The organism is Roseomonas haemaphysalidis (assembly GCF_017355405.1).
GTDB lineage: Bacteria > Pseudomonadota > Alphaproteobacteria > Acetobacterales > Acetobacteraceae > Pseudoroseomonas > Pseudoroseomonas haemaphysalidis.
Genome location: NZ_CP061177.1, coordinates 3,020,962 through 3,039,019 on the forward strand (window position 1 = coordinate 3,020,962; position 18,058 = coordinate 3,039,019).

General features: G+C 71.2%; 18 protein-coding genes. 7 read left to right on the forward strand and 11 right to left on the reverse strand.

Going from position 1 to position 18,058, the window contains the following annotated elements:
* Positions 1 to 36: 36 nt before the first annotated feature.
* Positions 37 to 1,683, reverse strand: coding sequence for an NAD(P)/FAD-dependent oxidoreductase (locus IAI59_RS14025; protein WP_207419615.1), 1,647 nt, complete (start codon positions 1,681 to 1,683; stop codon positions 37 to 39).
* Between the two features lie 93 nt (positions 1,684 to 1,776).
* On the opposite strand from IAI59_RS14025, the gene IAI59_RS14030 reads away from it, so the two are divergent.
* The gene (locus tag IAI59_RS14030) at positions 1,777 to 2,367 is read left to right on the forward strand and encodes a nucleotidyltransferase family protein (protein ID WP_207419614.1); all 591 of its coding nucleotides are present in this window, start codon (positions 1,777 to 1,779) and stop codon (positions 2,365 to 2,367) included.
* Positions 2,368 to 2,395: 28 nt separating this feature from the next.
* Here IAI59_RS14030 and IAI59_RS14035 read toward each other — a convergent pair whose 3' ends face one another.
* From IAI59_RS14035 to IAI59_RS14045, 3 genes are all read right to left on the reverse strand, one after another.
* Entirely contained in the window at positions 2,396 to 3,535 is a 1,140-nt protein-coding gene (locus IAI59_RS14035) for a DegT/DnrJ/EryC1/StrS family aminotransferase (RefSeq protein ID WP_237181019.1), read from the reverse strand.
* A 29-nt stretch (positions 3,536 to 3,564) separates the two neighbouring features.
* Positions 3,565 to 4,542, reverse strand: a complete 978-nt coding sequence (locus IAI59_RS14040) for an NAD-dependent epimerase/dehydratase family protein (RefSeq protein ID WP_207419613.1) — start codon at positions 4,540 to 4,542, stop codon at positions 3,565 to 3,567.
* A 189-nt stretch (positions 4,543 to 4,731) separates the two neighbouring features.
* Entirely contained in the window at positions 4,732 to 5,097 is a 366-nt protein-coding gene (locus IAI59_RS14045) for a RidA family protein (protein WP_207419612.1), read from the reverse strand.
* A gap of 176 nt (positions 5,098 to 5,273) precedes the next feature.
* Between IAI59_RS14045 and IAI59_RS14050 the strand changes: the two genes are divergently transcribed.
* Both IAI59_RS14050 and IAI59_RS14055 read left to right on the forward strand, forming a co-directional pair.
* Positions 5,274 to 6,506: a glycosyltransferase gene (locus IAI59_RS14050; protein WP_207419611.1), complete on the forward strand. Its 1,233-nt coding sequence runs from the start codon at positions 5,274 to 5,276 to the stop codon at positions 6,504 to 6,506.
* Between the two features lie 17 nt (positions 6,507 to 6,523).
* Positions 6,524 to 7,339 carry a phytanoyl-CoA dioxygenase family protein gene (locus tag IAI59_RS14055; protein WP_207419610.1) on the forward strand — a complete coding sequence of 272 codons (816 nt, stop codon included), beginning with the start codon at positions 6,524 to 6,526 and terminating at the stop codon, positions 7,337 to 7,339.
* Here the strand turns inward: IAI59_RS14055 and IAI59_RS14060 are convergent.
* The 6 genes from IAI59_RS14060 to IAI59_RS14085 form a co-directional block, all read right to left on the reverse strand.
* The gene (locus IAI59_RS14060; protein WP_207419609.1) at positions 7,336 to 8,334 is read right to left on the reverse strand and encodes a branched-chain amino acid ABC transporter permease; all 999 of its coding nucleotides are present in this window, start codon (positions 8,332 to 8,334) and stop codon (positions 7,336 to 7,338) included. The genes IAI59_RS14055 and IAI59_RS14060 overlap by 4 nt on opposite strands.
* Positions 8,335 to 8,338: 4 nt before the next feature.
* Positions 8,339 to 9,226 carry a branched-chain amino acid ABC transporter permease gene (locus IAI59_RS14065; RefSeq protein WP_207419608.1) on the reverse strand — a complete coding sequence of 296 codons (888 nt, stop codon included), beginning with the start codon at positions 9,224 to 9,226 and terminating at the stop codon, positions 8,339 to 8,341.
* 40 nt (positions 9,227 to 9,266) lie between these two features.
* Positions 9,267 to 10,505 carry an ABC transporter substrate-binding protein gene (locus IAI59_RS14070; protein ID WP_207419607.1) on the reverse strand — a complete coding sequence of 413 codons (1,239 nt, stop codon included), beginning with the start codon at positions 10,503 to 10,505 and terminating at the stop codon, positions 9,267 to 9,269.
* A 27-nt stretch (positions 10,506 to 10,532) separates the two neighbouring features.
* On the reverse strand, positions 10,533 to 11,237 hold the full coding sequence (locus tag IAI59_RS14075) for an ABC transporter ATP-binding protein (RefSeq protein ID WP_207419606.1): 705 nt from the start codon (positions 11,235 to 11,237) through the stop codon (positions 10,533 to 10,535).
* Positions 11,230 to 11,946 (reverse strand): ABC transporter ATP-binding protein, encoded by a 717-nt coding sequence (locus tag IAI59_RS14080; protein ID WP_456315977.1) that lies wholly within the window; start codon positions 11,944 to 11,946, stop codon positions 11,230 to 11,232. Before IAI59_RS14080 ends, IAI59_RS14075 begins: the two co-directional genes overlap by 8 nt.
* Before the next feature lie 196 nt (positions 11,947 to 12,142).
* Complete coding sequence (locus IAI59_RS14085) at positions 12,143 to 12,661, reverse strand: RrF2 family transcriptional regulator (protein ID WP_207415694.1); 519 nt, start codon at positions 12,659 to 12,661, stop codon at positions 12,143 to 12,145.
* A 66-nt stretch (positions 12,662 to 12,727) separates the two neighbouring features.
* On the opposite strand from IAI59_RS14085, the gene cysK reads away from it, so the two are divergent.
* Together cysK and IAI59_RS14095 are read left to right on the forward strand one after the other, a co-directional pair.
* Complete coding sequence (gene cysK / locus IAI59_RS14090; RefSeq protein ID WP_237180482.1) at positions 12,728 to 13,696, forward strand: cysteine synthase A; 969 nt, start codon at positions 12,728 to 12,730, stop codon at positions 13,694 to 13,696.
* Positions 13,697 to 13,897: 201 nt separating this feature from the next.
* Complete coding sequence (locus IAI59_RS14095; RefSeq protein ID WP_237180481.1) at positions 13,898 to 14,683, forward strand: prephenate dehydrogenase/arogenate dehydrogenase family protein; 786 nt, start codon at positions 13,898 to 13,900, stop codon at positions 14,681 to 14,683.
* On the opposite strand, the gene IAI59_RS14100 is transcribed toward IAI59_RS14095, so the two are convergent.
* The gene (locus IAI59_RS14100; RefSeq protein WP_237180480.1) at positions 14,661 to 16,124 is read right to left on the reverse strand and encodes a DUF4403 family protein; all 1,464 of its coding nucleotides are present in this window, start codon (positions 16,122 to 16,124) and stop codon (positions 14,661 to 14,663) included. The genes IAI59_RS14095 and IAI59_RS14100 overlap by 23 nt on opposite strands.
* A gap of 98 nt (positions 16,125 to 16,222) precedes the next feature.
* Here IAI59_RS14100 and IAI59_RS14105 point away from each other — a divergent pair, with 98 nt between their 5' ends.
* Both IAI59_RS14105 and IAI59_RS14110 read left to right on the forward strand, forming a co-directional pair.
* Complete coding sequence (locus IAI59_RS14105) at positions 16,223 to 16,612, forward strand: cupin domain-containing protein (protein ID WP_207415690.1); 390 nt, start codon at positions 16,223 to 16,225, stop codon at positions 16,610 to 16,612.
* Between the two features lie 102 nt (positions 16,613 to 16,714).
* Complete coding sequence (locus IAI59_RS14110; RefSeq protein WP_207415689.1) at positions 16,715 to 18,028, forward strand: DEAD/DEAH box helicase; 1,314 nt, start codon at positions 16,715 to 16,717, stop codon at positions 18,026 to 18,028.
* Positions 18,029 to 18,058 lie beyond the last annotated feature (30 nt).

Here is an 18,058-nt window from a genome sequence, read left to right on the forward strand (position 1 = left end):
AGATTGAGGCAGGAAACCCGGCAAGACCGATGCGTGTTACGCCGCCCGCGCCGCTTCTCCGTCCAGCAGGCTGCGCGCCACCGCCTCGGCCGTCTTGATGCCATCCACGCCCGCGGACAGGATGCCGCCCGCATAGCCCGCCCCTTCCCCCGCCGGGAACAGCCCACGCGTGTTCAGGCTGTGCCCGTCGCCCCCCCGCGTCACCCGGATGGGCGAGGAGGTGCGGGTTTCCACCCCCGTCAGCACCGCGTCCGGCCGCGCGTACCCGCGTAGCTGCCGGTCAAAGGCGGGCAGGGCCTCGCGGATCGCGGCCACGGCGTAGTCCGGCAGGAGCGGCGCCAGGTCCGTCGGCGTCACGCCCGGCTTGTAGGACGGCACCACCTCGCCCAGCGTGGCCGAGGGCCGGCCGGCCAGGAAGTCCCCCACCGTCTGGGCGGGCGCGCGATAGCCGCCGCCGCCGGCGTGAAAGGCGCCTTCCTCCAGCCGCCGCTGGAAGTCGATGCCGGCCAGAACGCCGCCCGGGTAGTCGGCCGGCGTGACGGTGACGACGATGGCGGCGTTGGCGTTGCGCTCGGCGCGCGAATACTGGCTCATGCCGTTGGTCACCACGCGGCCGGGCTCGCTGGTCGCCGCCACCACGGTGCCGCCAGGGCACATGCAGAAGCTATAGACCGTGCGCCCGGCCAGCCCCGGGCCCTTGCAATGGTGCGCCAGCTTGTAGTCGGCGGCCCCCAGCGTGCTGTTGCCCGCGAAGTCGCCGAAGCGGCAGCGGTCGATCATCCCCTGCGGGTGCTCGATGCGGAAGCCGACCGAGAAGGGCTTGGCGTCCAGGTGCACGCCGCGCTCCAGCAGCGTGGCGAAGGTGTCGCGCGAGGAATGGCCCACCGCCAGCACCACGTGGTCGGCTTCCAGAAAGCCGCCGCCATCCAGGTGCAGGCCGCGCATGCGGCGCGTGCCGTCTGGCGCGGTGGCGATCTCCAGGTCCGTCACCCGCGTGCCGAAGCGGTATTCGCCGCCCAGCGCCTCGATGGTGCGGCGCATGTGCTCCACCATGGTGACCAGCCGGAAGGTGCCGATATGCGGCTTGGACACGTAGAGGATCTCCTCCGGCGCGCCCGCCGCCACGAACTCCTCCAGCACCTTGCGGATGCGGTTGGCGTTGTCGCCGATCCCCGACCAAAGCTTGCCGTCGGAGAAGGTGCCCGCGCCGCCCTCGCCGAACTGCACGTTGGATTCCGGGTCCAGCTCACCCCGGCGCCACAGGCCCCAGGTGTCCTTGGTGCGCTCGCGCACCACCTTGCCGCGTTCCAGGATGATGGGGCGGAAGCCCATCTGCGCCAGCACCAGCGCCGCCAGCAGCCCGCAGGGCCCGGCGCCGATCACCACCGGGCGCCGCGCGGCGCCTTCCGGTGCCCGGGCCACCAGGCGGTAGGCCGTGTCGGGTGCCGCGCTCACATGCGGGTGGGCGGCGTGGCGGGCCAACGCGGCGGGCTCGTCCCGCACCGCCACGTCCAGGGTGTAGACCAGGTGGATGGCGCTGCGGCGTCGCGCGTCGTAGCCGCGGCGGAACACCTGCAGGTCCAGCAAATCGCCGGGCGGCAGCCCAAGGCGTTCAAGCGCGGCTTCGCGCAGCGCTTCGGGCGGGTGGTCGAGCGGCAGTTTCACTTCGGTCAGGCGCAGCATGGCATGGGCTTCCGGGATGGGCGGGGGCGATCCGCCAGGGGAATGGCGCGGTATAAACCTCCGCCCTCCGCTTCGCCAGGAATCGCCACGGCCATGACGCTGACCCCTGCCCTGCTCCGGACGCTGGCCCTGCGCGACCCGGCCAATGCCGCCATCCTGGCGCGGCTGCCGGCACTGGCGGCCCCGGAGGCGCACCTGGTCGCGGGCAGCATCTTCCAGGCGGTGTGGAACCACCGGGGCGGCCGCCCGCCCGGCGAGGGCATCCACGACTACGACATCTTCTACTTCGACGACGCGGACCTGTCGTGGGATGCGGAGGACCGGGTGATCCGCCGTGCCGCCGCCCTGTTCGGCGACCTCGGCGTGGCGGTGGAGGTGCGCAACCAGGCGCGCGTGCACCTGTGGTACCCCGCGCGCTTCGGCGCCCCCTACCCCCGGTTGCGCTCCGCCCGCGACGGGATCGACCGCTTTCTGGTGGCGTGCACCTGCATCGGGCTGGCGGCGGACGGCACGCCTTATGCGCCGGACAGCCTGGACGACCTGTGGCACGGGCGGCTGCGCATCAACCCGCGCCACCGCCAGCCCGCGCAGTTTCCCGCCAAGGCGGCCAGCTATCGCCGCCGCTGGCCCTGGCTGTCGGTGGAGGACCCGGCGGGCCGCGGCCCCACCGATCCTTCGGCGTAGCCCCGCCCGGTCCGCCGCGGATCGACGCTCAGGCCAGGGCGCGCAGCACGCCGCAAACGCGGTCCACCTGCTCGTCGGTCAGTTCCGGGAACATCGGCAGGCTCAGGATCTCGCGCGATGCCGCTTCCGTTTCCACGCAGCCGGCGGGGCCGAGGGCGACGCGGTCCAGATAAGCCGGCTGCAGGTGCACCGGCACCGGGTAATGGATGCCGCTGCCAATGCCCTGCTCCTTCAGCAACGCCATCAGGCTGTCGCGCTCGGGGTGCCGCACCACATACTGGTGGAATACGTGGGTGGCGCCGGCACGCCGCACCGGGGACACGATGGCGGTATCGGCCAGCGCGGCGTCGTAGCAGTTCGCGATATGCTGGCGGCGGGCGTTGCCGGCTTCCAGCAAGGGCAGGCGCACGCGCAGCACGGCGGCCTGCAGCTCGTCCAACCGGCTGTTCACGCCCGCCATGTCCGAGATGTAGCGCGACGTCCAGCCATACTGGCGGATGGCGGCGATGCGGCTGGCCAGCGCCTCGTCCGCCGTGGCCAGCACGCCGGCATCGCCCAGCGCGCCAAGGTTCTTGGTGGGATACAGGCTGAAGGCGGCCGCCACCCCCAGCGTGCCCAGCTTGCGGCCGCCGAGCGTGGCGCCATGCGCTTGGGCGCAGTCCTCGATCAGCGGGATGCCGGCCTCGGCGCAGGCCGCCAGCATGGGGTCGAGGTCGCAGGGCTGGCCATAGAGATGCACCGCGATCACCGCGCGCAGCGGCGGCAGGCCCGGCGGCGGGTCCTGCAGCACGGCGAGCAGCTCGTCGGCATCCATGGTGTAGGTGTCGGGGTCGATGTCGATCAGCACGGGCGTCGCACCCACCATCTCGATGGCGGCGACGGTGGCGACGGCGGTGTGCGACACGGTGGCCACCGCCATGCCGGGCCCGATGCCCAGGCCGCGCAGGATCAGCACCAGAGCGTCCGTGCCATTGGCGCAGCCCACCGCGCGCGGCAGGCCGAGCCAGTCGGCGAACTCGCGCTCGAAAGCCTCGCCTTCCTTGCCCAGGATGTACCAGCCGGAGTCGAGGGCGCGGCCCAGCGCCTCGTCCAGCGCATCGCGGTGCGCGCGATAGGCGGCGCCGGGGTCGGCCAGCGGGATCATGGTGGTGATCGGGGGCAAGGTCATCGTGCCCTTCTCCTCAGGGGACAGGCTGCTCACAGATAGGCTTCCAGGCGCGGGCGGAACCAGTCCAGGCTGCGGCGCAGCCCGTCTTCCAGCGACACCTTCGGCGCCCAGCCGGTGGCGGCGCGAAAGGCCGTGTCGTCGGCGTGGTAGGAGCCGATGTCGATCGCCGCGCGCTCGGCCGGGAATTCCTTGAACAGAAAGCGGCCGCCGCCATTGGCGGCCACGGCGGCCTCGGCCAGGGCCAGCAGGCTGACCGGCGGCGCGCCACCCAGGTTGAAGACGCTGCCGGCGCAGGACGGCGTTTCGGCCGCCAACAGAAAGGCTTCCACCACGTCGTCCAGATAGGCGAGGTCGCGCAGCTGCGCGCCGCCCCAGACCTCGAAGGGCTGTCCTTCCAGCAGGCGGCGCAGCCAGATGCCCAGAAAGGTCTGCCGTGCGTCGCGTACCCGGAGGCGCGGGCCGAAGCAGTTGGTCAGCCGCAGGGAGGTGACGCGGCGGTTGCGGGTGCGGTGCTCCAGCATCCAGTACTGCTCGCCCGCCAGCTTGGACACGCCATTGGGGTCGGGCGGCGCCAGCGGATGCGCCTCGTCCACCGGCAGGTAGCGCGGCGTGCCGTAGAACTGACGGGTGGAGGCATGCACCAGCACCGCGTCCGGCGACCCATCCCGCAGCGCCGCGATCAGCCTGAGCTGTGCGGTGGCATTGATGTCGAGGTCGGCAAAGGGGTCGGCCATGGACCCGGCATGGCTGGTCTGGCCCGCCATGTTGAACACCGCGTCCATGTCGCGGGTGTGCGGCGCCAGGTCGGCGTCGCGCAGGTCGGCTGTCACCAGGGTGGCGCCGCTGCCGTCCAGGTTGCCGGGATGCGCGCCGCTGCCGTCCAGCATGGCATCCAGCGCCAGCACCTCGGCGCCCATGGCCCCTAGCGCGTGGCACAGCCCGCTACCGAGAAAGCCCGCGCCACCGGTGACCAGCACGCGCTTGCCGCGCCAATGAGCGGCGTTCATGCCCGGTCCCGGCACGGGCAACCGCCGCTCGCGGAGTTGGACTGCATGGATCAGGTCTCTCGACAGCTGGACGAAGGCCCATCAGGCAGGGGAATTGCGGCGGAACCGGGACCCTCGCTTGTTGCGTCCGCGGCGGCGGCAGCATGCCCCGCGCGCGGCCGGCGGAGAAGGCCACACGCGGAATTTATTTTAGGAAGGCTGCAACCCTGGCGCCAAGGCGATGCCAGTGATTTCCACGCGCCAGCGCGGGTCCACCAGCAGGGCCTGGATGGTCATGCGGGCCGGCTTGGCGGAAGCATCCAGCCAACGGTCCCAGGCACGGTTCATGGCGGCGGCATCGGTGATGTCGGCCAACACGATCTGCACCTGCAGCAGGCTGCGCTTGTCGGTGCCGGCCGCCGCCAGCAGGGCGTCGATCTGCTGCAGGATGTCGGCGGTCTGGCCTTCGGCGTCCAGCGTGGCGTCGTCCGCCACCTGCCCGGCCAGAAAGATGAAGCCGTTGGCGACCGTGGCGCCGGACAGGCGCTCCTCCTCGGCAAGGCGGGTAATGTTCATGGCAGATCCTTGTTGATGCGTGGGGTCCCGTTGTCGGGCGCCGGGGAGCCGGGCGCAACGCCGTCTTACCCACCATGCCGTTCGTCTCAATAATAAAACAATCACGTATTTTTGTGTTTAATCCGCTGCGCGTCGCAGATTAGAACCACCGATATCGTTCGAGGCCTGAAACAAACATGCAGCCGCTGCGGGTTCTGGCTTTTTCCACGCTGTTCCCCAACGAGGCGCAGCCAGGGCACGGCGTGTTCCTGGAGCACCGCCTGTCGGCACTGGCGGCGCAGCCCGGCGTGCAGTTGCAGGTTGTCGCGCCGGTACCGTATTTCCCGCTGCGGCACGGGCGCTTCGGGCGCTATGCCCGCTTCGCGCAGGTTCCGCGCGGCGGCCGGCGCAACGGGCTGGATGTCACGCATCCGCGCTACCCGGTGGTGCCCAAGCTCGGCATGACGGTGGCGCCGGCGGCCATGGCCCTGGCCGTGCTGCCGCACCTGCGACGGCTGCAGGCGGCGGGCGAGGACTTCGACGTCATCGATGCCTACTACCTGTATCCCGATGGCGTCGCCGCCGCGCTGCTCGGCCGGCTGCTGGGCAAGCCGGTGGTGCTGACGGCCTTTGGCAGCGATGTCAGCCAGATCCCCGCCCACCGCCTGCCCCGTGCCGCCATCCGCTGGGCGATGCGCGGCGCCGAAGGCAGCACCGCCGTCTGCGCCGCGCTGCGCGAGGAGCTGCTGCGTCTCGGCGCCGCCGCGGAAGGCATGCGCGTGGTGCTGCACGGCGTGGACCTGACGCTGTTCCAGCCGCCGCAGGATCGCGCGGCGCTGCGCCGCGCCCTTGGCTTCGACGGGCCGACCTTGGTGTCCGCCGGCCACCTGATCCCGCGCAAGGGGCATGACTTCGCCATCCGTGCCATGCAGGACCTGCCGGACCACACGCTGGTGATCGTCGGCCAGGGGCCGGAGGAGGCGGCGCTGCGCCTTCTGGCGCAGCAACCCGGCGTGCAGCACCGCGTGCGCTTCGCGGGGCAGGTGCCGCAGATGCGGCTGGCCGAGATCTTCGGCGCCGCCGACGTGGTGCTGAACTGCTCGGACCGCGAGGGCATCGCCAACGTGCTGATGGAGGCCATGGCCTGCGGCACGGCCGTGGCCGCGACGCCGGTCTGGGGCTCACCCGAGGTCATCACCACGCCGGATGCCGGGCTGCTGCTGCGCGACCGCAGCGCCGGCGCCATCGTGGACGGCGTGCGGCAGCTTGCCGCCTGCCCGCCGGACCGCGCCGCCACCCGCCAGCACGCCGCCCGCTTCACCTGGGACGACACCGCGCGGCAGCACCTGGGCGTGCTGCGCCAAGCCGTCGCGCGGCGCAACACCGCCAGCCACACCCCGCGCGGCACCCCGGCCGCCAAGCCGATCTGACACAGCAGGACCGTACCATGACCCTTCAAACCGACATGCGGCGGGATGGCTACGTGATCCTGCGCGGCCTGCTGCGCCCCGACGAGATCGCCAGGCTGCGCGGCGAGTTGCGCGCGCACTTCGCCCGGTCCTGGCATGCCGAGGGGCTGGGCAAGCACCAGCCGGAAGCGGCGCTGAAAATTCCGGCGATCGGCTGGATCTACCATCACCCGGCGATCCTGCAGGGCTTTCGCGCCGTGTCCGGCAGCGACGCCCTGGTGTTCACCGCCAATTCCGACGCGCACATGAACATGCTGAGCTGGTGGCACAAGGACACCAGCGAAAACCAGGGCGGCTGCTTTTCGGGCGACTATTTCGCCCGGCCGGGCTGCAACGTCTTCCGCGCCGGGATCTACCTGCAGGACCAGAGCCACAAGGGCGGGCTGACCGTGCGCCCCGGATCGCAAACCAGCCGCTCGCCCATGACCGGCCCGGCCGAGACGCTGAAGACGGCGGCGGGCGACGTGGTATTTTTCGACATCCGCCTGTCGCATGCCGGGCAATTCCCCGACCCCGTGGAAACCGCGCTGCTGCGCGCCGCCCGCATCCGCCGGCTGCGGTCCACCGCCACGGTGCTGAAGCACGGGTGGCACCGGCTGATGCGCAAGCCGGACAAACTGTCCCTGTTCTTCACCTATGGCGCCGCGGCGGCGGATACGGAGGAGTTCTGCCACTTCGAGTGGAACCGCCAGGCCCGCGGCCGCAACGGCATCGCGCCGCCGCTGACGCCGGTGCTGTCGGGCGGGCTGGAACGGGCGGGCGTGCGCTTCGGCGCGATGGCGGCGGGCGGCTAGAGCCGCACCCGCAGCCAGCGCGCCACCTCGCCCACGATGCCGGCGCGAAAGGCCACCACGCAAAGCACGAAGATGACGCCCTGGATCACCGTGACCCAGGCGCCAAGCTCGGCCAGGTAGTTTTGCATGGTCACGATCACCGCGGCGCCCACCACGGGGCCGAACACGGTGCCGAGGCCGCCCAGCAGCGTCATCAGCACCACCTCGCCCGACATCGCCCAATAGACGTCCGTCAGCGTGGCGATGCCGAAGACCAGCGCCTTGGTGCCGCCCGCGACGCCGGCCAGCGTGGCCGACAATACGAAGGCCAGCAGCTTGTAGTCATCCGCCCGGTAGCCGAGCGAGATGGCGCGCGGCTCGTTCTCGCGGATCGCCGTCAGCACCTGGCCGAAGGGCGAGTGGATGATGCGGCTGATCAGCAGGAATCCCACCAGAAACACCGCCGCCACCACCCAGTACATGGACATGTCGGCCGACAGGTCGAAGAGCCCGAGCAGCCGCCCGCGCGGCACGCCCTGGATGCCATCCTCGCCGCCCGTGAAGCGTAGCTGCAGGCACAGAAAGTAGATCATCTGCGCCAGCGCCAGCGTGATCATGGCGAAGTAGATGCCCTGCCGGCGGATGGCGATCCACCCCGACACGGCACCGAGCCCCGCCCCCACCGCGCCACCCGCCAGGATGGCGAGCTCCGGCGAGAAGCCCCAGACCTTGGCCGCGTGCGCGGCGATGTAGCCGCCGGTGCCGAAGAACATGGCATGGCCGAAGGACAAGAGCCCGACATAGCCGATCAAGAGGTTGAAGGCGCAGGCGAACAGCGCGAAGCACAGCAGCTTCATCAGGAACACGGGGTAGAGAAAGAACGGACCCGCGACCAGAACGGCGAGCAACACCAGAAAGGCGACGGACTGCGCCCGGTTGAAGCCCAGCGCCTGCAACCCGGGCAGTCCGCGCGCGCGGGAGGTTTCGGGCGTCGTGGTCAGGCTGTCGGCGGCCATGGGCTCAGGCCCTCCCGAACAGGCCGGCGGGGCGCGCCAGCAGCACGATCGCCATGATGACGAAGATGACGGTGGAGGAAGCTTCCGGGTAGAACACTTTCGTCAGCCCCTCGATCAGCCCCAGGCCGAAGCCGGTGACCACGGAGCCGAGGATGGACCCCATGCCGCCGATCACCACCACCGCGAAGACGGTGATGATCAGGTTGGACCCCATCTGCGGGTTGACCGAGTAGATCGGCGCCGCCAGCACGCCGGCGAAGGCCGCCAGCGCCACGCCGGCGGCGTAGGTCAGCGTCACCATGCGCGGCACGTTGACGCCGAAGGCCTGCACCAGCGCCGCGTTTTCCGTCGCCGCGCGGAGATAGGCGCCGAGCCGCGTCTTTTCGATCACGAGCCATGTGGCGAGGCTCATGACGATCGCCGCGACCACCACCCACATGCGGTACTTCGGCAGGAACATGAAGCCGAGGTCCACCGGCGGCCCGGACAGGATCTCCGGCGGCGCGTAGGGCAGGCCGGAGGAGCCGAAGCCGTTGCGGAACACCCCTTCGATGATCAGCGCCAAGCCGAAGGTGAGCAGCAGCCCGTAGAGGTGATCCAGCTTGTAGAGCCTGGAGATCAGCACCTTTTCCAGCAGCACGCCGAAGGCGCCGACGATCAGCGGCGACAGTACCAGCGCCCACCAGTAGCCGAGCCCGCCCCAGGCCAGCAGCATCCAGGCCACGAAGGCGCCCATCATGAACTGGGCGCCGTGGGCGAAGTTGATGACGTTCAGCATGCCGAAGATGACGGCGAGGCCGAGCGACAGCAGCGCGTAGAAGGCGCCGTTCACCAGCCCCAGCACCACCTGCGGCAGCCCTAGCTCCAGCTGGAACAGGATGTCTTCGATCACCGGCTTCTGGTTCCGTGCATGACAGAGGGCATGGCCGGCGTCAGGTGCGGATCAGGCTGCAGCCGCCTTCGGACAGCGGGCGGAAGGCCTGGTCGGCGGGCGTGGTCTGCACCAGCTTGTAGTAGTCCCACGGTGCCTTGGATTCCTCGGGCGTCTTGACCTCGAACAGATAGGCGGGGTGCAGCTTGCGGCCATCGGCACGGATGGTGCCGGCGCCGAAGCAGTCGTCATCCGTCGGCATCGCCTTCATGCGCGCCACGGCGTCCGCGCCGCTGGCCTTGGCGGCCGCCGGGCCCATGTCGGCCGCGGCCTTCAGGTAGTGCAGCACGGAGGCATAGCAGCCCGCATGCGACATGGAGGGATAGTTGTTGGTGATGTTCGGCAGCACGCGCTTGGTGAAGGCGCGGGTGCGGTCGTTCATGTCCCAGTAGAAGGTGGCGGTGCAGACCAGGCCCTGCGCGGCCTTCAGCCCGAGGCCGTGCACGTCGCTGATGAACATCAGCAGCACCGCGATCTTGGTGCCGCGCTGGGTGACGCCGAATTCCGCCGCCTGCTTGACGCTGTTGATGGTGTCCGTGCCCGCATTGGCCAGCCCGATCACCTTGGCGCGGCTGCGCTGGGCCTGCAGCAGGTAGGAGGAGAAATCGGTCGAGGCGAGCGGGTGCCGCACGGCGCCCAGCACCTTGCCGCCGGCTTCCGTCACGAAGCGGCTGGCGTTGCGCTCCAGGTCGTGGCCGAAGGCGTAGTCGGCGGTGATAAAGAACCAGCTGTCGCCGCCGGCCTTGACCATGGCACCGCCCGTGCCCTTGGCCAGCATGTAGGTGTCATAGGTCCAGTGCACCGTGTTGGGGCTGCACTGCGCGCCGGTCAGGTCCGTGGTGCCGGCGCCGGAGTTCAGGAACACCTTGTTTTTCTCGCGCACGATGCCGTTGATGGCGAGCGCCACGGCGGAATTCGGCACGTCCACGATCACGTCCACCCCGTCGCGGTCGATCCACTGGCGCGCGATGGTGGAGCCGACATCGGGCTTGTTCTGGTGGTCGGCCTGCACGACCTCCACCGTCACGCCCTTGGCGGCGATGCCGGAATCGACCACCGCCTGCCGCACGCAGGCCGTGGAGGTCGGGCCGGAATTCTCGCGGTACACGCCGGACTGGTCGTTCAGCACGCCGACCTTCAGCGTGGGCTGCTGCGCGCGGGCGGGCACGGACAGGCCGACCGCCGGCACCAGGGAGGCAACGGCGGCGGATTTCAGCAGCGTGCGGCGATCATGGGCCATCTTGTGTTTCCTCCTGGGGGGCCGGCGTCAAACGCCGAGGTACTGGTGCAGCCGCTCCGTGGAGCCGGCCATGTCGTGGTTGGCGATCTCGTCCACCACCTGGCCGTGGTCGACCACGTAGTGCCGGTCCGCCACCGTCTGGGCGAAGCGGAAGTTCTGTTCCACCAGCAGCACGGTGAAGCCGCGCTGCTTGATCTGCCGGATGGTGTGGCCGATCTGCTGCACGATCACGGGGGCCAGCCCTTCCGTCGGCTCGTCCAGCATCAGCAGGCGCGCGCCGGTGCGCAGAATGCGGGCGATGGCCAGCATCTGCTGCTCGCCGCCCGACAGCTTGGTGCCCGGGCTGCGCGCGCGTTCCTTCAGGTTCGGGAACAGCGTGTGGATCTCCTCCACCGTCATACCGCCCGGCCGCACCACCGGGGGCAGCAGTAGGTTTTCCGTGACATCGAGGCTGGCAAAGATGCCCCGCTCCTCGGGGCACAGCGCGATGCCGGCGCGCGCGATGATGTCCGACCGCGCCCCGATCAGCTCCCGCCCCTCGAAGCGCACGCTGCCCTGGCGGCGGCCGATCAGTCCCATGATGGCGCGCAGCGTGCTGGTCTTGCCGGCACCGTTGCGGCCCAGCAGCGTCACCACCTCGCCTTCCCGCACCTCCAGGTCCACGCCGTGCAGCACGTGGCTTTCGCCGTACCAGGCATTCAGCCCGGCGAGCTTCAGCAAGGGCTCAGCCATGCGCCGCGGCCCCGCTCATCGCCGGGTCGGTGCCCAGATAGGCGGCGATCACCTCCGGGTGGCGGGACACGGTGGCATAGTCGCCTTCCGCCAGCACCCGGCCGCGCGTCAGCACCGTGATGGTGTCGCACAGCCCTTCCACCACCTTCAGGTTGTGTTCCACCATCAGCACGGTACGACCCTGCGCCACGCGCTTCACCAGCGCCACCACGCGGTCCACGTCCTCGGCGGTCATGCCGGCGGTGGGCTCGTCCAGCAGCATCATCACCGGGTCCAGCGCCAGGGTGGTGGCGATCTCCAGCGCGCGCTTGCGGCCATAGGGCAGCTCGCCGGCCGGGCGGTGCGTGAAGCCCAGCAGGCCCACGTCCTCCAGCAATTCCATGGCGCGGTCGTCATACTTCCGCAGCACGCTGTCGGACCGCCAGAAATCGAAGGAGCCGCCGCGGGCGCGCTGCAACGCCACGCGCACGTTTTCCAGCACGCTGAGATGCGGAAACACGGCGGAGATCTGGAACGACCGCACCAGCCCCAGCCGCGCCACCTCCGCCGGCTTCATGCGGGTGATGTCGCGCCCGTCAAACAGGATGCGCCCCTGCGTCGGTTGCAGGAACTTGGTCAGCAGGTTGAAGCAGGTGGTCTTGCCCGCGCCGTTCGGCCCGATCAGGCCGTGGATGCTGCCCCGCCGCACCCGCAAGCCGACATCGCTCACGGCCTTGAAGCCCAGAAATTCCTTGGTCAGGCCATCTGTTTGAAGAATGCTGCCTGAATCGAGGCTGTCCCGCACCCTGTGCCACCCCGCTTTTCCGAACGTCCCTTCGGGGCCTGTTGCACGGCCCGTTGCACAGCAGGATGCCGGGGCCATGACCGCGATGCAAGGGTGCTTTGCAGCAAGCGGGAAGGTCGCTTCAGATAGCGAAGTTGAGGGCTTCTGGGGTGGGGCGGCGGAGGCCCTTGGCGGCGGCCTGCTGCAGCAGCTGCGCGACCGTGGTCTCGCCCAGCCGGTCCAGCAGCAGCGCTTCCAGCGCGTCCCACAGCGGCGCCACCACCGCGGCATTCAGCGCCCCGCCCGCCGGTGCTCCGCCTGCCGGTGCTTCGCCTGCCGGTGCTTCGCCCGCCGCGCGGCCCGCGCCGGGCCCCGCCGCGTCGCCGTCCTCCTCGCTGGCCCCGCTCACCGCCCCCACCACCTCCGACAGCCGCATGTCCCGCGCCGCGCGCCCCAGCCGGTAGCCCCCCTTCGGGCCCCGCGTGCTGCCCAGCAGCCCCGCCCGGCTCAGCGCCTGCAGCACCGGCTCGATCCCCCGCCGCGCTTCCCCCAGCCGCTCCGCAATGTCGCCCGCCGGCACCGTGCCCCCGCGCCCCGCGTGAAACGCCACGTCCAGCACAATCGACACCGCCACCATCGCCCGGTCCCGCCGCAACAACATTTTTCCGCCCTTTCCCGCGATCCACGCCTGCATCACGTGGTATAGCGCCCCATGCCCCACGGTCACATGCCCCCGCCGCGGCCCGCCGCACCCCGCCTCTACAACAGCATCCTCGACACCGTCGGCCACACCCCCCTGGTCCGCCTGCCCCGCCTCGAGGCCGAGCGGGGCCTGACCGCCCGCCTCGCCCTCAAGCTCGAGTTCTTCAACCCGCTGGCCTCGCTGAAAGACCGCATCGGCCGCGCCATGATCGACGACGCCGAGGCCAGCGGCGCCCTCCGCCCCGATGCCAGCCCGCCGCAGACCATCGTCGAGCCCACCTCCGGCAACACCGGCATCGCCCTCGCCTTCGCCGCCGCCGCCAAAGGCTACCGCCTGGTCGTCACCATGCCCGACGGCGCCTCCGCCGAGCGCCGCAAGATGCTCCGCCTGCTCGGCGCCGAGGTGGTGCTGACCCCGGCCAGCCAGGGCATGGCCGGCGCCATCAGCCGCGCCGAGGCCATCGCCCAGCAAACCCCCGGCGCCTGGATGCCCCGCCAGTTCGACAACCCCGCCAACCCCGCCATCCACCAGCACACCACCGCCGCGGAAATCTGGGACGACACCGCCGGCACCGTGGACGTCGTGGTCGCCGGCCTCGGCACCGGCGGCACGCTGACCGGCATCGGCCGCGCCCTCAAGCCCCGCAAGCCCGGCCTGCTGCTGGTCGGCGTGGAGCCGGCCGAATCCGCCGTGCTGTCCGGCGACGACCCCGGCCCGCACGAGATCCAGGGCATCGGCGCCGGCTTCAAGCCCGCCGTGCTCGACCTCGAGCAGGTGGACACCCTCAAGCGCGTCACCGAGCGCGACGCCTTTGCCGCCGCCCGCCTGTGCGCCCGCAGCGAAGGCATCCCCATCGGCATCTCCTCCGGCGCCGTGCTCCACGCCATGCTCGACCTCGCCGCCCATCCCCAGCACCACAACCACCTCATCGTCGGCATCGCCGCCTCCTTCGCCGAACGCTACCTCTCCACCGATCTCTTCCACGGATTGTGAGAAACAGGACTTGACGGCGGCGCGCGGGGCAGGCTTGGTGGCGGCATGAACATGCTCCTGCCCGCATCGCGCCGGTATTACCGCCCGCTCCCATAGCGCGCGGCAGGATCGACCTTTCTCGAAACCATGCCGCCGCGAGGCGGCATGTTGGTTTCCGGACCCTCCCCTCGCCCCGGCGCTCCGCCTGACCCGAGGGACATCATGCTCGACACAGCCACCCAGCCCACCGGCCTGAAACGCCTCCGCCCGCGGCCGCGCCTGGGGCTGATCGGCCACGGCGCTTTCGGCGCCTTTATCGCCCCGTACCTGTCGCGGCTGTGCGACGTGGTGGTGCATGACCCGGGGCGGCCCGACCTGCCCGGCCGCGGCGCCACGCTGGCCGAGGCGGCGGCGCAGGAGATCGTGGTGCTGGCGGTGCCGCTGGCGGCCATGCGCGGCGTGGCGGAGGCCATGGCGCCGCTGCTGCGGCCCGGCACGCTGGTGGTCGACGTGTGTTCCCTGAAGGTGGCGCCGCTGGCGCTGCTGGCGGAGCTGCTGCCGCCGGCGGTGGACCTGCTGGGCACCCACCCGCTGTTCGGCCCGCAAAGCGGCCGTGCCGGCATCGCCGGGCTGCAACTGGCCCTTTGCCCCGTGCCCGGCCGCGCGCGGGGCCGGCTGGCGCGGCTGGCGCCCCGCGTGCTGGCCCGCGCCTTCGGCCTGGACGTGGTGGTGACGACGGCGGAGGAGCACGACCGCCAGATGGCCTATGTGCAGGGCCTGACGCACATCGTGTCGCGCATCGTGGTGGCCATGGACCTGCCGCCGCTGGCGCTGCGCACCACCACCTACGGCCACCTGGACCGCATGGTGGAAACCGTGCGCCATGACTCGGATGCGCTGTTCCGCACCATCGCGCGGGACAACCCCTTCGCGGCCGAGGTGCGAGCCCGTTTCGCGGACGCCACCGCAAGCGTTCTGGGCGGCCTCACGGCACCGGCAGCGCCCTGACCTCCGCCTCCACCCCCGCCTCGGCGGTGCCCAGGATGGCCAGCGCGTCGTTTTCCGGCACCACCCGCTCCAGCCGCAGCGCCGGGCGGGTCAGCGTCACCGCCAGCCCGCCGGTGAAGGCGGGGTCGGACAGGCGGCGGCGCAGCTCGGCCATGGCATCGTCCATGGCGGGCTTCAGGTCGTAGACGGCGACCTCCTCCACCCAGGCGCGGATCCGCTGCTCAAAGGCCAGGGTCAGCGCCGACCACACCAGGCTGTCCACGTCCCGCCCGATCTTGACGTCGCGCAGCCGGATGCGCGTGCCGTCCTGTTCCAGCACCGGCTCGGCCGAGATGGTCACGCGCCCGGCGGTGTCCGGCCAGCGCCCAGGCAGGTCGGCGCGGAAGCCGACATCCAGCGTGATGGCCGGCGCGCTGGGGTAGACGAAGATTTCCGTCACCCGCAGCCCCACCGTTCCCAGCGGCGTCTCGACCGGAATGTCCTGCCGGCCGAACTCGCGCATCAGCCAGTCGCGGATCATGTCGTAGCCGGCGCGCACCGGGATCGACAGCCGCAGGCGGCCATCCCGCGCGGCGCTGCCCGCCGGCAGCGCTTCCAGCGGCGGCAGAAAGCCCGGCGGCGCTTTCGGAGGCGGCGTCGAACCGATGGTGGTGCGCGCCCGCAGCCCCAGCACCAGCCGCAGGTCGCGCGCTTCCACCGCCACCTCCGAGAGCCCCACGGATTGCGGCGCGATGCCGATGAACAGCGGCGGCGCTGCGGGCAGCTGCACGCGGATGCTGCGCGGGTCCCACAGCGCCAGCGCCTGCGCGCGCACCGTGTTGCAGGGCAGCAGCGCGTCCAGCTGCGCCGGCAGGCCGGCCAGCGCGGTTTGCACCTGCGCGCGCACCCGTTCCTCGATGTCGATCCACCAGCCACCGACGATCTCCAGCCGTGGCGCGCGGGTCCAGCGGTAGTCCACCTTCACGTCCAGCCTGGGGCACCAGTCCCGGTCCAGGCCGACGCCCAGCACCGCCTGCACCTCCGCCGCCGCGTCGATGGGATTGCGGTCCAGGCCGAGAAACCGCGCCAGCCCGCCGCCCGTGCCGGCGGTGCCGTCCACCGTCAGCGCCAGGGTGGCGCGCAGCCGGCCACCGGCCTCCTCCAGCGTGATGGCACCGCGCCGGATGGTGATGTCATAGGGCGTGTCCGCGCCCGGCTCTGCGGCCAGATGGAAGCTCGCGGGCATAGCGCGCTCGGCCGCCTGCCGCAGCAGCGTGAAGGGCAGCCGCAGCCCCAGCGCCACCGCGCTGTCCTGCGCCGGCAGGGCCAGCACGGCGGCGCGGCGCGCAGGGGCCGCGTTCAGCGCGGCGTCCCGCCCCTGCAGCCACAGCACGCCACCGGCCAGCGCCAGCAGCGCCGAGCCGAACCCCACGCCCCAAACCCAGCGCCGGCGGCGCGACATCCAGCCTCGTTCCATGGCGCAAAGGATACCGGGGGAAACGGCTTCCGCCAGTACGCCGGGCGGCCTAGCCTGGAGTTGTTTCGATGAAGGATGCAGCCATGCTGTCCCGCAGACTCTTTGCCGGCTGCGCCCTGTGCGCGGGCCTCGGCCTCATCGCCGCGCCGGGCGGGGCGCAGACCGCGGTGACGCGCACGGTGCTGCGGCAGGTGCCGCTGGAGGGCACCAACATGGTGACCATCCAGGCTTTCGTGGACTTGGCGCCGGGCGCGCTGATCGCCCGCCACACCCACCCGGGGCAGGAAGGCAGCGTGGTGTTGGACGGCTCGCTGAACTTCGAGATCGACGGCCAGCCGCTGACGCTGAGCAAGGGTGACAGCTTTCTGGTGCCGGCCGGCGTGCCCCATGGCGGCACCAACGGCCCGGCGGCCACCCGGCTGTTCGCGACCTATGTGGTGGACAAGGACAAGCCGCTCGCGTCACCGGCGTAACGCGGCGTGCAATTCGATTGACGCACTGCAACATCGTGCATACAAGGCCGCCTCCTGTCCTGCGCCCCGGCGCTTCCCGCGCCTGGAGGCGCTGTTTCCACCATGACCGTTTCTTTCCATGAACTCGGCCTCGCCGAGCCCCTGATGCGCGCGCTGGTCGAGGAAGGGTATAGCACCCCGACCCCGATCCAGGCCGGCGCCATTCCGCTGCTGATGCAGGGCCGTGACCTTCTGGGCATGGCGCAGACCGGCACCGGCAAGACCGCCGCCTTTGCCCTGCCCATCCTGCACCGCCTGGCCACCGACCGCCGCGCGCCCCCGCGCGGCGGCGCCCGGGTGCTGGTGCTGGCGCCGACGCGCGAGCTGGTGTCGCAGATCGCGGCTTCCTTTTCCGCCATGGGCCGGCACCTGAACATCCGCGTCACCACCGTGTTCGGCGGCGTCGGCCAGGGCAACCAGGTGGCGGCGCTGAAGCCGGGCGTGGACGTGCTGGTGGCGGCGCCGGGCCGGTTGCTCGACCTCGTCGGCCAGCGGCTGTGCGACCTGTCGCAGGTCGAGGTGCTGGTGCTGGACGAAGCCGACCAGATGCTGGACATGGGCTTCGCCAAGCCGATCGAGCGCATCGTGGGCCTGTTGCCCCGCGCGCGCCACACGCTGCTGTTCTCCGCCACCATGCCGGCCACCATCGCGACGCTCGCCGCCCGCCTGCTGAGCGACCCCGCGAAGGTGCAGATCACCCCGCCGTCGACCGTGGTCGCGCGCATCGCGCAGTCGGTGATGTTCGTGGACGCGCACAACAAGCGCCCCGCCCTGCTGCATGTGCTGAAGCGCCCCGAGGTCGGCCAGTCCGTGGTGTTCACGCTGCAGAAAAGCACCGCCAACCAGGTGGCGCTGTTCCTCAACGAGGCCGGCATCCCGGCCGAGGCGCTGCACGGCAACCGCAGCCAGGGCCAGCGCGAGCGCGCGCTGGCCGCCTTCCGCGACAACTCGGTGCGCGTGCTGGTGGCCACCGACATCGCGGCGCGCGGCATCGACATCGATGACGTCACGCATGTGGTGAACTACGACCTGCCCAACATCGCTGAAAGCTACGTGCACCGCATCGGCCGCACCGCGCGCGCCGGCCGGTCGGGCTACGCCGTGTCGCTGTGCGAGGCGGAGCAGCGCGCCTGGCTGCGCGCCGTGGAGCGCGAAACCAAGGGCGCGATCGAGCGCGACGACGACCACCCCTGGCATTCCGAGGCCTCGGCCAACTCCACCATGCGCCCGCCCGTGCTGGGCGGCGGCGGCGGCAACCGCGGGCCGCGCCCGCAGCAGCAGCCGCAGCAGAAGCGCGAAGGCCGCAACTGGACGGAGGAAGAGAAGCTGGCCGCCCGCCGCGCGGCGCAGCAGAACAACCGCCGGCGCGCGGCCTGAAGTACCCGACCACCCCGGACGGCCGCTACT

Bases quoted from the DNA above. Each gene is read 5' to 3' on its own strand.
- IAI59_RS14025 (WP_207419615.1), bottom strand. From the start codon at position 1,683: ATGCTGCGCCTGACCGAAGTGAAACTGCCGCTCGACCACCCGCCCGAA.
- IAI59_RS14030 (WP_207419614.1), top strand. From the start codon at position 1,777: ATGACGCTGACCCCTGCCCTGCTCCGGACGCTGGCCCTGCGCGACCCG.
- IAI59_RS14035 (WP_237181019.1), bottom strand. From the start codon at position 3,535: ATGACCTTGCCCCCGATCACCACCATGATCCCGCTGGCCGACCCCGGC.
- IAI59_RS14040 (WP_207419613.1), bottom strand. From the start codon at position 4,542: ATGAACGCCGCTCATTGGCGCGGCAAGCGCGTGCTGGTCACCGGTGGC.
- IAI59_RS14045 (WP_207419612.1), bottom strand. From the start codon at position 5,097: ATGAACATTACCCGCCTTGCCGAGGAGGAGCGCCTGTCCGGCGCCACG.
- IAI59_RS14050 (WP_207419611.1), top strand. From the start codon at position 5,274: ATGCAGCCGCTGCGGGTTCTGGCTTTTTCCACGCTGTTCCCCAACGAG.
- IAI59_RS14055 (WP_207419610.1), top strand. From the start codon at position 6,524: ATGACCCTTCAAACCGACATGCGGCGGGATGGCTACGTGATCCTGCGC.
- IAI59_RS14060 (WP_207419609.1), bottom strand. From the start codon at position 8,334: ATGGCCGCCGACAGCCTGACCACGACGCCCGAAACCTCCCGCGCGCGC.
- IAI59_RS14070 (WP_207419607.1), bottom strand. From the start codon at position 10,505: ATGGCCCATGATCGCCGCACGCTGCTGAAATCCGCCGCCGTTGCCTCC.
- IAI59_RS14075 (WP_207419606.1), bottom strand. From the start codon at position 11,237: ATGGCTGAGCCCTTGCTGAAGCTCGCCGGGCTGAATGCCTGGTACGGC.
- IAI59_RS14085 (WP_207415694.1), bottom strand. From the start codon at position 12,661: ATGTTGTTGCGGCGGGACCGGGCGATGGTGGCGGTGTCGATTGTGCTG.
- cysK (WP_237180482.1), top strand. From the start codon at position 12,728: ATGCCCCCGCCGCGGCCCGCCGCACCCCGCCTCTACAACAGCATCCTC.
- IAI59_RS14095 (WP_237180481.1), top strand. From the start codon at position 13,898: ATGCTCGACACAGCCACCCAGCCCACCGGCCTGAAACGCCTCCGCCCG.
- IAI59_RS14100 (WP_237180480.1), bottom strand. From the start codon at position 16,124: ATGTCGCGCCGCCGGCGCTGGGTTTGGGGCGTGGGGTTCGGCTCGGCG.
- IAI59_RS14105 (WP_207415690.1), top strand. From the start codon at position 16,223: ATGCTGTCCCGCAGACTCTTTGCCGGCTGCGCCCTGTGCGCGGGCCTC.
- IAI59_RS14110 (WP_207415689.1), top strand. From the start codon at position 16,715: ATGACCGTTTCTTTCCATGAACTCGGCCTCGCCGAGCCCCTGATGCGC.